The sequence below is a fragment of the Bacillus sp. 7705b genome, assembly GCF_002289525.1.
Taxonomy (GTDB): Bacteria; Bacillota; Bacilli; order Bacillales; family Bacillaceae; genus Bacillus; species Bacillus halotolerans.
The window spans coordinates 25,394-38,703 of the sequence record NZ_NSDH01000015.1; the positions used below are offsets into that span (position 1 = coordinate 25,394).

Genomic DNA, 13,310 nt, shown 5'->3' on the forward strand with positions numbered 1-13,310 from the left:
TCATCACTCCGGTTCTGCTAAATCGGCATATATCTGTTCATACTGGCTGACAATCTTTTGTGACGAAAATTCATTATTGAGCATTTCCATGGCCGCTTCGGTAAACCGCTTGCTCAGCTGTTCGTCTTCTAAAATGCGAACCGCTTTGGCTGAAGCGGCTTCGACATCGCCGACATCCACCAAAAACCCGCTCACATTGTTTTTTATCACTTCAGGGATACCGCCAATATTGGTTCCGATGCAAGGTACTCCGCATGCCATCGCTTCAAGCAGGACAAGGCCGAAACTTTCTTTTTCAGACAGCAGCAGTTTCAAATCACTGATTGAGTAAAGTTCCTCGACACGGTCTTGATTTCCAAGCATCAGCACTTGTTTTTCCAGTCCATATTTTCTGACAAGCTCACAGGCCACTGATTTCTCAGGACCGTCTCCGACTAAGAGCAGTTTTGCTTTTGTTTTGCCGGCTATATTGCGAAACACCTGGATGACATCCTGCACACGTTTGACCTTTCTGAAGTTGGACACATGGATCACGACTTTTTCATCCGGCAGTATGCCGTGTTTCTCTTTAATGGCCGCTGTGTTTTTCTTAAGATATACACGTTCATCTATGAAATTATAAATCGTTTCTATTTTTTTCTCCGGCTTAATTAAATCGTACGTTTCAGCAGCAAGAGCTGATGAGACCGCTGTCACCCTGTCTGAAGCCTCTATCGCAAAACGGATAAGATCTTTTAAGGATGGATCGTAGCCTAATACTGTAATATCCGTTCCATGCAAAGTTGTTACGATGCCGATATTCCGTTTCAGCATCTGCTTTGCGAGATAAGCGCAAACCGCATGCGGCAGAGCGTAGTGAGCGTGGATGATGTCTAAATTCTCCCGTTCTGCAACCTCAGCGATTTTGCTTGCCAATGTTAAATCATACGGCGGATATTTAAAAACGGCATATTGGTTAACTTCAACTTCATGAAAGTGAATATTAGGATGGTATGTATTTAATCTAAACGGGATGCTCGATGTTATAAAATGGATTTCATGACCCTTTTCAGCAAGCTGTTTCCCGAGTTCTGTCGCAATGATACCTGAGCCGCCGACGCTCGGATAGCATGTAATGCCTATCTTTAACTTTTTCATTGTTCGCCCCCAAGCACATCATGATCCAGCATCAGCATCCGATTGGAAAAGAAGCCCTCGGCGTACCCTACACCCGCTTCTTTGCCGTACAGCTTTTCTCTTGCTTCAATGATCTCGATATAACCGTTCGTCAATGGTGTTGAAACAGAATTCTGTGACGGTACAAACTGGCTTTTGTAGGCATTGAGGCTTTTCTTTTTATCCTCTATTGTATCCGAGATATCAATAACAAAATCAGGCTGATGAAAACCATTTATCATATAATAGTAGACCTTACTTACTTTATGCGCAGGCAGGCTGTTTTCATCTTTATATTTATGAATTCCTGCTGAAAAGATCGCTTCTTCTACCAGTGCGGCAGCATTGCCGTGATCCGGATGACGATCCTTTTTATATGGCATAAACACCGCTTTCGGCCGGCAGGTTCTAATGACTGTGACAATCGCCCGAATCGCCTCATCACTCATCATCAGCCCGCGGTCAGGGAGCGTCAGCTGAATTCTTTTGTCCACACCTAATATACGGGCTGCTTCGGCCGCTTCTTCTTTTCGCAAACTGACTGTTCCGTTTGAAGACAACTCCGCTTCAGTCAAATCGCATATCACAGCTTTTTTTCCCTGTTTGACAAGCTTTGCTATTGTGCCGCCCATACCGATCTCGACATCATCACTATGGGCGCCAAAAGCAAGAACGTCAGCATTATACATGAGGTTCTTCTCCCCGAAGAAGATTGCGGAATTCAAAAACGCCTTCATCAAGTGTGCGAACAAGTATTTCTGCAGTTCCCATATTGGTGGCAAGCGGAATCGAATAAACATCACATAAACGGATTAATGCCGAGACATCCGGTTCATGCGGCTGTGCGGTCAGCGGGTCGCGCAAAAAGATAACTAGGTCAAGTGCGTTAGCGGCAATTAATGCGCCGATTTGCTGGTCTCCGCCTAAAGGGCCGGATTGAAAACGCTGAATTTGAAGGCCGGTCGCCTCTTGAATTTTCAATCCCGTTGTTCCCGTTGCATATAGATCATGATGACTCAAAATCTCCTGATAAGCGGTTGTAAATTGGATCATATCCTGTTTTTTCTTGTCATGCGCGATCAAAGCAATTTTCATCATTTATCCCCCTGTCTAATCAATGATATTTTCCAATCCGTAGACAAGCTGATCAATCTTCATGACTTGTTCTACAGACAGTTTTACACCGGACATGAAGGAAGCACGGTTATAAGAATCGTGACGGATCTGCAGCGTTTGACCGTCCATGCCGAACATCACTTCCTGATGGGCAATCAACCCTGGAAGACGAACACTGTGCAGACGGATTCCGTTTAGCTCCGCACCTCTTGCTCCTGGGAGAATTTCTTTTTCATCTGGATGTCCTTGCTGTTTTTCTTTTCGAACCTCGGAAATCATTTCTGCGGTTTTGAGAGCCGTTCCGCTTGGCGCGTCAAGCTTCTGATCATGGTGAAGCTCAATAATCTCAACATCATCGAAGTAATTGGCAGCCATTTTTGAGAATTTCATCATGAGTACCGCACCCAATGCAAAATTTGGAGCGATGATAGCCCCGATCCCTTTTTCTTCTGTCAGAGATGTAAGTTCTTTCAAATCAGCTTCAGAAAAACCGGTCGTACCCACTACAGGGCGGACACCGTGTTCTAATGCAACTTTTGTATGTACTTTCCCGATTTCGGGTGTAGTTAAATCAATCAATACATCTGGTTTTGTTTCTGTAAAGCAGGCATGGATATCTGTGTAAATAAGAGCATCAGACTCAACAGACATCACATCAGATAATTTGTGCTGATCGTATGTATGGTCAACTGCTCCGACTAGGTCAAAATGAGGTGTTTTTTCCGCCAATTTAACAGCTTCTTGCCCCATTCTTCCCCGCGGTCCTGCAATGACTACTTTAATTGTTTCGTTTGACATCTTGATCTCCTCTACTTTCCTTCTTCTTTTCTAGTCCAGCGGTCTTTATCTCTTGTATTAAATTTATGCATGACTCGGTCATGGGCTTCCTCTAATGAAATATCAAGTGAGTTGGCTAAACAAACCAATACAAACAGCACATCGCCCATTTCCTCTTCCATGCTTTTATCATCTTCAGTCGCTTTTTTTGGTTTTTCTCCAAAACGATGATTGACTTCTCTTGCAAGCTCGCCCAGTTCTTCGGTTAATCTTGCCATCATGGCAAGCGGGCTGAAATACCCTTCCTTAAATTGGCCGATGTAGCGGTCCACCTCAGCCTGTATATCTTTCATTGTTTTATCACTCACTGTACGAAACCTCCTATCATCCTCTTACATGTTAGCTAATTCGGATACGTTTGACAAATGTTTAAGCACGTTTGCTGTTTTCTTTTGCATCCACTATAATATAAACGCTATCTAATGGAAGGAAAAGGGGTTTTGTGTGATGCTTGGAGAAATTAGATTAAAAAACATATTTTTTATTTTAATCGGTGCAGCAATTTTTTCATTTGGCCTGGTTCATTTCAATATGCAAAACAATCTGGCAGAGGGTGGATTCACGGGAATTACGCTATTGCTTTATGCCCTTTTCCATATTAGTCCTTCTATTTCAAACCTGGTTTTGAATATCCCGATCTTTTTTATCGGCTGGCGTTTGCTGGGCAAGACAATGTTTGTATACACCCTAGTCGGTACTGTAGCACTGTCTTTATTCCTCAGCATTTTTCAGCGATATGAAATACATATGCCCCTTCAGCATGATCTTGCGCTTGCCGCTTTATTTGCCGGCGTATTCATTGGAGCCGGCTTAGGCATTATTTTTAAGTTCGGCGGTACGACGGGCGGGGTTGATATCATTGCCCGTTTGGTCAATAAGTATTTTGGGATACCAATGGGCCGAACGATGTTTGCTTTCGATGCTTGCGTGATCATTTTATCATTGCTTACCTATCTCTCTTACAAAGAAGCCATGTACACATTGGTTGCCGTTTTTGTGGCGGCAAGACTGATTGATTTTATTCAGGAAGGCGGATACGCAGCTAAAGGTGCAACAATCATCTCTGCGAAAAACGACCAGATTCAGAAGAAAATTCTTGAGGAAATGGAACGGGGCGTTACCATTTTGAAAGGACAGGGATCCTACACGAAAGAGGATCTAGACGTGCTGTATTGTGTAGTGCCCAAAAACGAACTGGTCATGCTGAAAAGTGTGATTAACTCCATTGACCCTCATGCCTTTGTCGCGGTCAGCGATGTCCACGATGTGCTTGGAGAAGGATTTACACTCGATGAAAATAAAAATCCGCTCCCGCGCTAATGTTTTTTTTGATAACAAAAGGCGGCTGCCGCCGCCCCTCTTACTCATTTTGGATAATCCCGCTTTTTTAGTTTCTTTTTCTCCGCTCTGTATTTTCTGTAACCGACATAAGTAAGTGCAGTAATGATGATACCGCCTGTAGTGATCATCACCCATAACAAAGACGGATCTGCATCATCCTCTTCCACCCTGTCAAATACACTCTTCAGATCGTTCTGGAGTAGGGAAAGCCGTTCAAGCTTCGTACTCTCGGTCATTTGCTGAAACCCCTCTTGCTCAATCACTTCAATATGTTTTCCGACTGTATCAAGCTGATCTTCTGATATATCGATTGTAAGACTTGGATAAATCAAATCATACAAGCTGATAAATTCGTTCCACTTTTCATGAAAGCTCGTACTTTCATTTTTTTGGACATCATGCTTAAGTGCGGCAAAGACCTCCATAATCGGCTTCTCCAGTGACCCCCAAAGGGGATCAGACTGATTGTCAACAGCATCCATCAGCATTCTGAACTGCGCGGCTGCTCTGAGCTTTTGTGTGTCTGATGCATCAGCCTGTTTTAAACTCCGTACCATATCGTTATAGCCCAAAGTAATTTGGCGAATTTGGGCTCCAGTTAACATGCTGTCTTGCTTCTGTTTTTCAGCGGATTTTAATGTTTTTTCAAAATAAGATAAGACTTGCAGCGCCTCTTCATATTTCGACTGGCGGGTCATTTGAAAAACCGTATCGGATAAATCATTCAATTCCTTGAGGCTTCCCCGCTCTTCAGCCTTGGCATTCCCATTATAAAAAATAAGAGCAATCAACAAACAGATCGTCAGCTTTCGTTTCATGCAGGTCCCTCCCACTCTCTCTCCTTACAGAATATGAAGGAAAGGACAAGGATAGACCAAGATTGTCTTTACGTCAGTTGAAGCTTTGTTTGCTTTTTCGAAATGACGAGATAGAAGGCAAGTCCGATTGAAAAGATGCTCAGCCAAAACGTTCCGTATCCTATGTCAGTCATATATTCAGAAAGCATGGAGTATTGCGGCATCATTCCAAACAGATAATCAATGACATCATTATGAAGCGTCCAGGCCGCAGCGATAACAAGATGCCATAGCGAAAATCGAAAATACGGGCTGTACAGCACCCCCTGGACAGCCATTGCAAAATGCGAGGCAATCAGCATATAGCCTTCCCATGGCAAATCACCCGTTACAGCCAATACGAGAAGATTCATGGCGACCGCCCACAAGCCATATTTCACGAGCGTCACTAACGCAAGCGCTTCAAAAAGCGGAGCATTCCGCTTCATGAGAAAGGCCAGCAGCACAAACAAAAAGAAAAACGTTGCTGTCGGGCTGTCTGGGACAAAGATGAGGAAACGGGCCGGCGTCTCCAAAAGCTGAGGCAAGTACCAATAGTATCCGTAAACCGTTCCCAGAAAATTGATCGCTAAGACAAGAATAAGCATCGTTCGCTGTCCTAATACATATTGAAACCATTTCACATCAAATCAACTCTCAGTCTGTAAAAATAATGTGTCCATATAAAAAAGCTGACGCCTGGTCAGCTTTTGATAATAAAAGTATATCCTTCTGTTTCGCAATTCACAATACGTTATTTTGCCGTTGTTTCGGAAATGAATTTCGCAAGTTCTTCAAGCTGCTTATCATTTCCTTTGAACACGCCTGCCGGCATTTGGCCTTTTCCTTCAACAGCGATCTTTTTGATTTCTTCCGGCTTCAGTCCGGTGTCTACCAATGAAGGCCCGGCCGCTCCGCCTTGAAGATTATCCCCGTGACATGAAATACAGCCCTGCTCCTGAAAAATTTTATATCCTTCGGCACTGGTATCGATATCCGCTTCTTTTGTGATTTTCCCCTGCTCCTCCGCCTTTGCCCAGTCGTGAGTAGCTACGGACTGCCAGGTCAAAAATACAGCCGCGGAAATAGCCAAGAGCATCATCCCGACAGCCACGGGACGCTTCCAAGGCCTTCTTTCCGTTCCCCTGTCGAGAAATGGTGCCAAAAGCAGAGCGCCAAAGGCAATCCCCGGCATAATCATAGCGCCGACCACCGTAAAGCTCCCAGCGGCGTATTCATATTTCAAAAGCTGATATAAGAAAAGAAAATACCAGTCCGGCAGCGGAATATAACCTGTATCCGTCGGGTCCGCCATCCGCTCCAAAGGCGGCTGGTGTACAATCGTCAAAACAAGAAAACCGATCAGAAAGACAGCTCCGACCATCCATTCCTTCAATAGGAAATTTGGCCAGAAGGCTTCTGTTTTACCGGGATACTCTGAGTAATCCTTCGGTATATTCGGCTTTTTCTCAGCCGGTATCCTTGAGTCTCCTACAAATTTCATCCCTTTGCCCCGGTGCATGTCATCCCCTCCCTTTTATTCGCAGATCAAGTTTAAAGCGGTCCTGAAATCCCCTGCTTGCGGATCATAATAAAGTGTGCGGCCATCAATCCAAACAAGGCGGCAGGAAGAAAGAATACATGGATCGCAAAAAACCTAGTCAGCGTTTGGGCGCCTACAATATCCGGATGCCCTGCCAGGAGTGTTTTGACTTGCGTCCCGATCAAAGGAGTGGCTTCAGCGATCTGCAGCCCGACTTTTGTGGCAAACAGAGCCTTCATATCCCAAGGTAGCAAGTAGCCTGTAAACCCAAGCCCAAGCATGACAAAAAAGATTAACACACCGACTATCCAATTCAGTTCCCGCGGCTTTTTATACGCCCCTTGGAAAAAGACCCTCAGCGTATGTAAAAACATCATCACAATGACCAAGCTGGCGCCCCAATGGTGCATTCCCCTGACAATCTGGCCGAATGCAACTTCATTTTGCAAATAATATACCGATTCCCAGGCATTTTTAATATCAGGCACATAGTACATCGTTAAAAACATCCCAGACAACACTTGGATAACGGTTACAAAAAACGTCAGTCCCCCAAAACAGTACACAAACGCAGAGAAATGGTGGGCGGGATTCACATGTTCCGGTACTTCGTGATCGGCAATATCCCTCCACATCGGTGTAATATCAAGCCGTTCATCTACCCAGTCATAAATTTTGTTCAGCATGTCACCCTTCCCCCTTAGGCTTTGCTTTTCCAAGATACAGGAAGCCGTCTTTAACTTCTTGCTCGTAATGATCAAGAGGCGCAAGCGGCGGCGTGCCCGGGACATTGGTGCCGTCTTTTTCATAGAGTCCGTAGTGGCAAGGACAGAAAAATTTATTCGGATTTTTAGGATCGCTGTTCCAGTTCACCGTACACCCCAAATGCTTACAAATTGGTGAAAGTGCTACAATCTCATCCCCATTTTTGAAAACCCAAGCTGATCTCGATTCTTCCGACTCATACCAGGCATCGACTTGATTAATTTTGAAATCAAAGCGCTGCGGCTCTTTTGTCAGCTCATCTACGCTGACAACCTGAACCATGTCCTGCTTTCCTGTCGATTTTAATACCGGGTCGAGTGCAAAGCGAACCATAGGCATGAGCATACTAGCCGCCATAAACCCCCCTACGCCTGTAAGCGTATAATTTAAAAATTGACGTCTCGATATATCATGTCTTCCGCCCATCTCTTCTCCCCCCTCAAGGTCAACCCTGCAAACTGACTAAAATAGAAAATATTTCATAACTCTAGACACCCTCATAATATATGAATCTCTCAGCAAGGTCAATATAGCCAAAATATTGTTTATAAGGAAATGTAAGTGTTTTTACGAAGCATTCCATAACTGTAACAAAACGTTCAAAATTTCAGCTGTGCGTTCATCTAATATTTTTCTTTTTATGGAGTCATTTAAGTGCTCTAACGGAACAGAAGGCGCAACAATCATCTTCCCCAATGACTCTTCGCTACTCCAATGATCATCAGCTGTCAGCAGTACAACATGCTGAAAATCTGATTTGACCTCCTCCTGTAAATCTTTCAGCCCTTGAACGGTATTTTCATTTCTATCAACATATGTATAAGCAGGCAATAAATATACCCGTCCTTTTAACTGCCTTTCCAATTCATCAGCTAGAAGCTGCGTAAATTCGCCTCTTTCTGCTGCTATTTTTAATTGGCTCCCCATTTTTATGTTAATTAATGGTATGACAGCGGTATCAATGTAATCTTTAGATTGTAAATAGTCCTTGGCATCAGGCACTTTCCACCTCATCATCGTTCTCCCCTTTTTACGACAACAAGCCTTGCATTACACTGCAAGGCTGGTCATGTTATGTGAGCTGATTCAATTGGCGCGATAATTGTTCAAATGCTTCTTTATCGTGACGATCAAGCGCATCGTCAATGTCTTTTAATAATTTTTCTCTTTGGAATGTAGAAATGGCGTGCTCCAGGATTTGTTCAGCCAGCCCCTGATCTTTTTTGTTTTCAAACAGATCTTTCGGAATGTGAGGGTTGGACTCCAGCACCGCCGCATACTCAGGAGAACTGTAGGCTGAACGGAAATTAAGCTGGATAAACAAATCCTGCTGTTTATTTAATCTAATATCATGAAAAGATTTTTCCGCGTCGGTTGTCATAACATTCTCTTTATAAAACCGAAACGGAACTTCTTCAACACAATGTGTTGACATTATAATGCCTCTCGGGCAAAATTCTGCCTGCTCTACAAAATGAACCTTTTCCATTAAAGAATCGTGGCTCATTAAGTAGTTCAAGATCCATACGCACTCTCTGCGCTTTAGCTGATAATGGTTTAAAAACCAACGGATAAAATCCTTTTTCTCATTGACAGAAACAGGGGTCTGCATGTAATTCCCTCCTCTATCGTTCGTATAATCTATACTTATATGTTCCACATAAGCGGTTAAAATTCCTGCTTATCTCGAAAATTCATCCTCGATCCGCAAGATTATTTCTTCCAGCTCTTCATTGGCTCCGTCTATTTCGAGTACCTTTTTCAATAGCGGCAGCGCTTCTTGTTGGAGGCCTTCTTCTAATAAAAAGGTTGCGTATTCGTATAAGAAATCTCTGTCCTCACGATAGTGAAGAAAAGCTGCTTCAAAGGATTGTTTTGCTTGTTCATACTGCTCTAATTCGGTGTAAGCGCTGGCCAGATACCAATTGTATTTCGGATCTTCTTCCCCGTAGCCCCGCACCTCTTGAATCAGATCAATAATTTGCTCAAAATCCTCTTCCTTATGATACACAGCAAGGAGAGTATGAAGTGCTTCGACAAAACCAGGATCAAGAGCAAGCGCTTCCTGAAGCAGTTTTTTCCCTTCTTCTGACTTCCCGATTTTTAACGCCATCTTCGCGGCATAGAGGAAAAGCTCTTTGTTATATTCATCATATCTGATACCCTCTTTTGCCGTTTTTAATGCCTCTTCATACATCCCTTCAGCCTCATAGCTCTTTGAAAGCGGCATATAAAGTGATGAATAGGATGGATCAAGCTCCTTTAAATCGGACAGCTGTTTAATAGCCGTTTTGATCAGTCCCGCCTGCGAGGCTGTAAATCCATAGCCGAAAATTGTATTAGGGTCAGGATTCTCATCTACAGCTTTTTCATACCACGGAATGGCCTCCTCAAAATCTCCTGATGCACTTAGCGATTCCGCCAGTCTTTGGTGGACATTAACGCCTCCGATCTCACTCTGCTCCCCAGCCGTTCTTTTAAAATATTGAACAGCTTTTGCATAGGCTCCTTGAGTAAAGTATAGCTCGCCTAACGCAAAATCAATGATTGGTTCATTTTCAAGAATAGACTTTGCCTGTAAAAGCTTTTGCTCACTTACTTCGAACAGCCCCTGCATCTGATAAAGATCAGCCATGAGCAGCAGGCTTTCCGGATATGATGGGTCTGATTCCGGGATCGTTTCCAGCACAGCCAATGCTTTTTCTTCTTCGTCAATATCTATTAAAAGTTCAGCATAAAAATTCGTCAGTTCTGTTTCATTCGGATATAAATCATGCAAATCACTGATCAGTGAGATCGCTTTCTCTACATTTCCCCACTCGTAATAAAGCTGTGCTGCGATGGCTTTATCTTCATCATGAAGCTGTTTTTCGGCCTTCGAGAGGGTGTTGAGTCCCTTTTCTGTTTCTCCTGCTTCAACTAATTTTATGGCTTCTTGAATTAATGTATTCAAATCGGACCGGTCCTTTCTTTTCCTAACAACATCAATCATACATAAAAGTCTTATTTGTTCGGGTTAACCCTATCATAATTCAGAGGAAAGCCCTCGGCAAATAAGATGCTTACACTGTACGTCAAGGAATTTCTGAGTCTTATTAGTTTATCAAAAGATCCTGCGATAGCAAATAAAAAAAGGAAGATAGCCCTCTATTACAGTAAAGCAGCCCTTGACCTGCCGACTTGTAAGTAAAGCACCCCTCCCTCTTTTTTAGTTTTTATATTCCTCTATAAGACAGGCTATGTTTTTTTCCTTCGGTTTATGACTGATAAACGCTCACACAACAAATCCTGAAGCATAACTTCAGGATTTGTTTGAAAGCTTATTTAAATGATCAAAAAAGTTTGGATATGACACATGAATGGCGTCTGTCTGTCCGATCTCAACCGGCTCTTCTGTTAAACAGGAAGCTATGCCTAGCATCATCCCGATCCGATGATCTCCATGACTGGATACTTTCGCGCCGCCTTTGAGAGTTTGTTTGCCGTATACCTTCATTCCGTCTTCAGTCGGTTCAATCTCAGCACCGAGCTTTCGAAGCTCTGAAACAACTGTGTCGATACGATTCGTTTCTTTCACTTTAAGCTCTGCGGCATCCTTAATAACTGTTGTTCCCTCCGCCTGAGTCGCAAGAAGGGCAATAATAGGAATCTCATCAATCAAGCGTGGAATAATATCTCCGCCAATTTCAACCGCTTTAAGAGATGACGTTTCAATGATCAAATCTCCATAAGGCTCTTCGCTTTCATCAACAGATGGTATGATTTCAAGCTTTGCCCCCATGTTTTGAAGCACATCGATGACACCGGTCCGAGTCGGATTTAACCCCACGTTTTTCAGTACAATTCTGCTGTTTGGAATCATTGCGCCAGCTGCAAGGAAAAACGCGGCTGAAGAAATATCTCCGGGAACAAAAATATCTGCAGCCGTAAGCTGCTGGCCGCCTTTTATGGAAACGCTTGTCTTGTCCTCTGCCAGTTTCACTCCGAAAGCCGACAGCATCCGTTCAGTATGATCTCTGGATTTATGAGGCTCGGTGACAGTGGTAGTTCCCTCAGCCTGCAACCCGGCAAGCAGAACAGCCGATTTAATTTGCGCGCTGGCCACAGGTGATACATAGTCAATGCCTTTTAATGTACCGCCGCTTACTGACAGCGGTGTAAATTCTCCGCCGGCTCTGCCGTCAATTTTAGCGCCCATTTGTTTCAGAGGCTCTGTTACACGCTTCATTGGGCGTTTCGCAATACTTTCATCCCCAGCTACCGCGCTGTAAAAAGGGCGGCCCGCAAGGATTCCGAGCATCAGACGAATCGTTGTGCCTGAATTACCGACGTCTAACAGACTTTCTGGTTCTCGCAGGGAATCCATCCCTTTCCCGTGAATGACTACATCACTGCCGTTTCGCTCAATTTGAACGCCCATCTTACTAAAGCAATCGATGGTGCTCAGACAGTCTGCTCCCGGCAGAAAATTTTTAACAGTTGTTGTGCCTTTCGCAAGCGCGCCAAACATAACAGAGCGGTGAGAAATAGATTTATCACCGGGAATATGTATTTCGCCGTTTAACGCCTGCACCTTTTCTCTTTTCATTGTTTCCACCTCAATCAGCATAAAAAGTTTCGTATTCTGCGCGGGCTTCTATGCACTGTTCGGCCCGTTTGCGGTCATCATCGGATTGAAAACTGATCCTTAAAATCCCGTTAATATCTTCTCTCGTTTCAATAATGCGGATATTCGTTATACTGATTCGTTCCGCAGCAAGTATAGCCGTTATCTCGGAAATCACACCAGGATGATCCGGCACGTCTACGTATAAATCATAAAATGCCGGTATTGCGCCCTTCTGGCGGAGAGGCAGTCCATCACGGTAGTCTTTTGCCGTTTTAAAATAATTGAATAGTTTTTCCGCATCTCCATGCTCTACATATGTCCGGATCGTTTCAATCTCACGAGTCCACTCATCAAAACGATCTAAAATCTTATCTTTATTATGTAACAGAATATCACGCCACATTGCAGGACTGCTTGATGCAATACGGGTAATATCCCGAAAACCGCCGGCTGCAAACCGCTTCACAAGCGGATAAAGCTCTTCCGAGTGATGGGTCTGATGCACAAGACTGGCTGCAACAATATGCGGAAAATGGCTGATCACGCTCGTTACGCCATCATGCTCTTCAGGCGACATTTCTACAAATTGGGCATTCGTCCCTTGCAGCAAATATTTTAACTGATCAACGGCTTGTCTGTCCGTTTTATGGCCTGGGGTTAAAATATAAAACGCATTTTCAAACAAAAATTCCTTTGCGGCAGCAACTCCTGATTTATGCGAGCCTGCCATTGGATGCCCTCCGACAAATTGGTAGCCGGCAGGCAGCACTTGATCGGCGTAATGAACCACTTTTTGCTTTGTGCTTCCTACGTCAGTAATCAAAAGCGAATGCTTAATTCCTGAATGAGCCAGTTCATCAAGCATAAGCAGCGTTTGCGCAACAGGTGTGGCGATAATAACGGTTGCAGCTTTTTTCGCGCCGTCAATAAACGAATCAGCACTCTCGTCTATCACACCTAATTTTAAGGCAGCCACTACCTGCTCATCTGAGATGTCGACACCAATAATGCATTTTTCCGGATGTTTTTTTTTGATGGCTAACGCAATAGAACCGCCTATCAATCCGAGACCGGCGAGCAATATTGTATCTTTGATTTGATTCATTCG

16 protein-coding genes are annotated in these 13,310 nt (G+C 43.8%); 1 reads left to right on the plus strand and 15 read right to left on the minus strand.

Annotated elements, in window-relative coordinates; genetic code table 11:
- Window positions 1-3 precede the first annotated feature (3 nt).
- Genes bshA through CJU60_RS05305 form a run of 5 tightly spaced genes read right to left on the minus strand, consistent with a single transcriptional unit; the run spans window position 4 to window position 3,416 of the window.
- On the minus strand, window positions 4-1,137 hold the full coding sequence (gene bshA / locus CJU60_RS05285; RefSeq protein WP_024121846.1) for an N-acetyl-alpha-D-glucosaminyl L-malate synthase BshA: 1,134 nt from the start codon (window positions 1,135-1,137) through the stop codon (window positions 4-6).
- Window positions 1,134-1,844 (minus strand): bacillithiol biosynthesis deacetylase BshB1, encoded by a 711-nt coding sequence (gene bshB1 / locus CJU60_RS05290; protein WP_024121847.1) that lies wholly within the window; start codon window positions 1,842-1,844, stop codon window positions 1,134-1,136. The genes bshA and bshB1 overlap by 4 nt, the downstream gene beginning before the upstream one ends.
- Entirely contained in the window at window positions 1,837-2,250 is a 414-nt protein-coding gene (gene mgsA / locus CJU60_RS05295; protein WP_044155160.1) for a methylglyoxal synthase, read from the minus strand. The genes bshB1 and mgsA overlap by 8 nt, the downstream gene beginning before the upstream one ends.
- A gap of 15 nt (window positions 2,251-2,265) precedes the next feature.
- Entirely contained in the window at window positions 2,266-3,069 is an 804-nt protein-coding gene (gene dapB / locus CJU60_RS05300) for a 4-hydroxy-tetrahydrodipicolinate reductase (protein WP_095713173.1), read from the minus strand.
- An 11-nt stretch (window positions 3,070-3,080) separates the two neighbouring features.
- A complete protein-coding gene (locus CJU60_RS05305) occupies window positions 3,081-3,416 on the minus strand; it encodes a nucleotide pyrophosphohydrolase (RefSeq protein WP_095713174.1) in 336 nt (111 codons plus the stop codon).
- Between the two features lie 139 nt (window positions 3,417-3,555).
- Here CJU60_RS05305 and CJU60_RS05310 point away from each other — a divergent pair, with 139 nt between their 5' ends.
- The gene (locus tag CJU60_RS05310) at window positions 3,556-4,428 is read left to right on the plus strand and encodes a YitT family protein (RefSeq protein WP_044155146.1); all 873 of its coding nucleotides are present in this window, start codon (window positions 3,556-3,558) and stop codon (window positions 4,426-4,428) included.
- A gap of 44 nt (window positions 4,429-4,472) precedes the next feature.
- Here CJU60_RS05310 and ypjB read toward each other — a convergent pair whose 3' ends face one another.
- The 10 genes from ypjB to CJU60_RS05360 all read right to left on the minus strand — a co-directional run bounded on the left by ypjB (window position 4,473) and on the right by CJU60_RS05360 (window position 13,307).
- Complete coding sequence (ypjB, locus tag CJU60_RS05315) at window positions 4,473-5,267, minus strand: sporulation protein YpjB (protein WP_095713175.1); 795 nt, start codon at window positions 5,265-5,267, stop codon at window positions 4,473-4,475.
- A gap of 68 nt (window positions 5,268-5,335) precedes the next feature.
- Window positions 5,336-5,929: a lipoprotein heptaprenylglyceryl N-acetyltransferase LhaT gene (gene lhaT, locus CJU60_RS05320; RefSeq protein ID WP_176471067.1), complete on the minus strand. Its 594-nt coding sequence runs from the start codon at window positions 5,927-5,929 to the stop codon at window positions 5,336-5,338.
- Between the two features lie 110 nt (window positions 5,930-6,039).
- Complete coding sequence (locus CJU60_RS05325; RefSeq protein ID WP_010334724.1) at window positions 6,040-6,807, minus strand: menaquinol-cytochrome c reductase cytochrome b/c subunit; 768 nt, start codon at window positions 6,805-6,807, stop codon at window positions 6,040-6,042.
- Window positions 6,808-6,839: 32 nt separating this feature from the next.
- Window positions 6,840-7,514, minus strand: coding sequence for a menaquinol-cytochrome c reductase cytochrome b subunit (gene qcrB, locus CJU60_RS05330; protein ID WP_003225560.1), 675 nt, complete (start codon window positions 7,512-7,514; stop codon window positions 6,840-6,842).
- A gap of 1 nt (window position 7,515) precedes the next feature.
- Window positions 7,516-8,019 (minus strand): Rieske (2Fe-2S) protein, encoded by a 504-nt coding sequence (locus CJU60_RS05335; protein WP_010334725.1) that lies wholly within the window; start codon window positions 8,017-8,019, stop codon window positions 7,516-7,518.
- A gap of 141 nt (window positions 8,020-8,160) precedes the next feature.
- Entirely contained in the window at window positions 8,161-8,607 is a 447-nt protein-coding gene (locus tag CJU60_RS05340; RefSeq protein ID WP_095713176.1) for a YpiF family protein, read from the minus strand.
- A 58-nt stretch (window positions 8,608-8,665) separates the two neighbouring features.
- Entirely contained in the window at window positions 8,666-9,205 is a 540-nt protein-coding gene (locus tag CJU60_RS05345) for a ReoY family proteolytic degradation factor (protein ID WP_003225551.1), read from the minus strand.
- Between the two features lie 69 nt (window positions 9,206-9,274).
- Entirely contained in the window at window positions 9,275-10,546 is a 1,272-nt protein-coding gene (locus CJU60_RS05350; RefSeq protein WP_095713300.1) for a tetratricopeptide repeat protein, read from the minus strand.
- Window positions 10,547-10,894: 348 nt separating this feature from the next.
- Window positions 10,895-12,181: a 3-phosphoshikimate 1-carboxyvinyltransferase gene (gene aroA / locus CJU60_RS05355; RefSeq protein WP_095713177.1), complete on the minus strand. Its 1,287-nt coding sequence runs from the start codon at window positions 12,179-12,181 to the stop codon at window positions 10,895-10,897.
- A gap of 10 nt (window positions 12,182-12,191) precedes the next feature.
- The gene (locus CJU60_RS05360) at window positions 12,192-13,307 is read right to left on the minus strand and encodes a prephenate dehydrogenase (protein WP_095713178.1); all 1,116 of its coding nucleotides are present in this window, start codon (window positions 13,305-13,307) and stop codon (window positions 12,192-12,194) included.
- Between the last annotated feature and the right edge of the window lie 3 nt (window positions 13,308-13,310).

Coding starts and splice junctions, on each gene's coding strand:
- CJU60_RS05360 (WP_095713178.1), bottom strand. CDS start 13,307: ATGAATCAAATCAAAGATACAATATTGCTCGCCGGTCTCGGATTGATA.
- CJU60_RS05310 (WP_044155146.1), top strand. CDS start 3,556: ATGCTTGGAGAAATTAGATTAAAAAACATATTTTTTATTTTAATCGGT.
- aroA (WP_095713177.1), bottom strand. CDS start 12,181: ATGAAAAGAGAAAAGGTGCAGGCGTTAAACGGCGAAATACATATTCCC.
- qcrB (WP_003225560.1), bottom strand. CDS start 7,514: ATGCTGAACAAAATTTATGACTGGGTAGATGAACGGCTTGATATTACA.
- bshB1 (WP_024121847.1), bottom strand. CDS start 1,844: ATGTATAATGCTGACGTTCTTGCTTTTGGCGCCCATAGTGATGATGTC.
- ypjB (WP_095713175.1), bottom strand. CDS start 5,267: ATGAAACGAAAGCTGACGATCTGTTTGTTGATTGCTCTTATTTTTTAT.
- dapB (WP_095713173.1), bottom strand. CDS start 3,069: ATGTCAAACGAAACAATTAAAGTAGTCATTGCAGGACCGCGGGGAAGA.
- mgsA (WP_044155160.1), bottom strand. CDS start 2,250: ATGAAAATTGCTTTGATCGCGCATGACAAGAAAAAACAGGATATGATC.
- CJU60_RS05335 (WP_010334725.1), bottom strand. CDS start 8,019: ATGGGCGGAAGACATGATATATCGAGACGTCAATTTTTAAATTATACG.
- bshA (WP_024121846.1), bottom strand. CDS start 1,137: ATGAAAAAGTTAAAGATAGGCATTACATGCTATCCGAGCGTCGGCGGC.
- CJU60_RS05345 (WP_003225551.1), bottom strand. CDS start 9,205: ATGCAGACCCCTGTTTCTGTCAATGAGAAAAAGGATTTTATCCGTTGG.
- CJU60_RS05325 (WP_010334724.1), bottom strand. CDS start 6,807: ATGCACCGGGGCAAAGGGATGAAATTTGTAGGAGACTCAAGGATACCG.
- CJU60_RS05340 (WP_095713176.1), bottom strand. CDS start 8,607: ATGAGGTGGAAAGTGCCTGATGCCAAGGACTATTTACAATCTAAAGAT.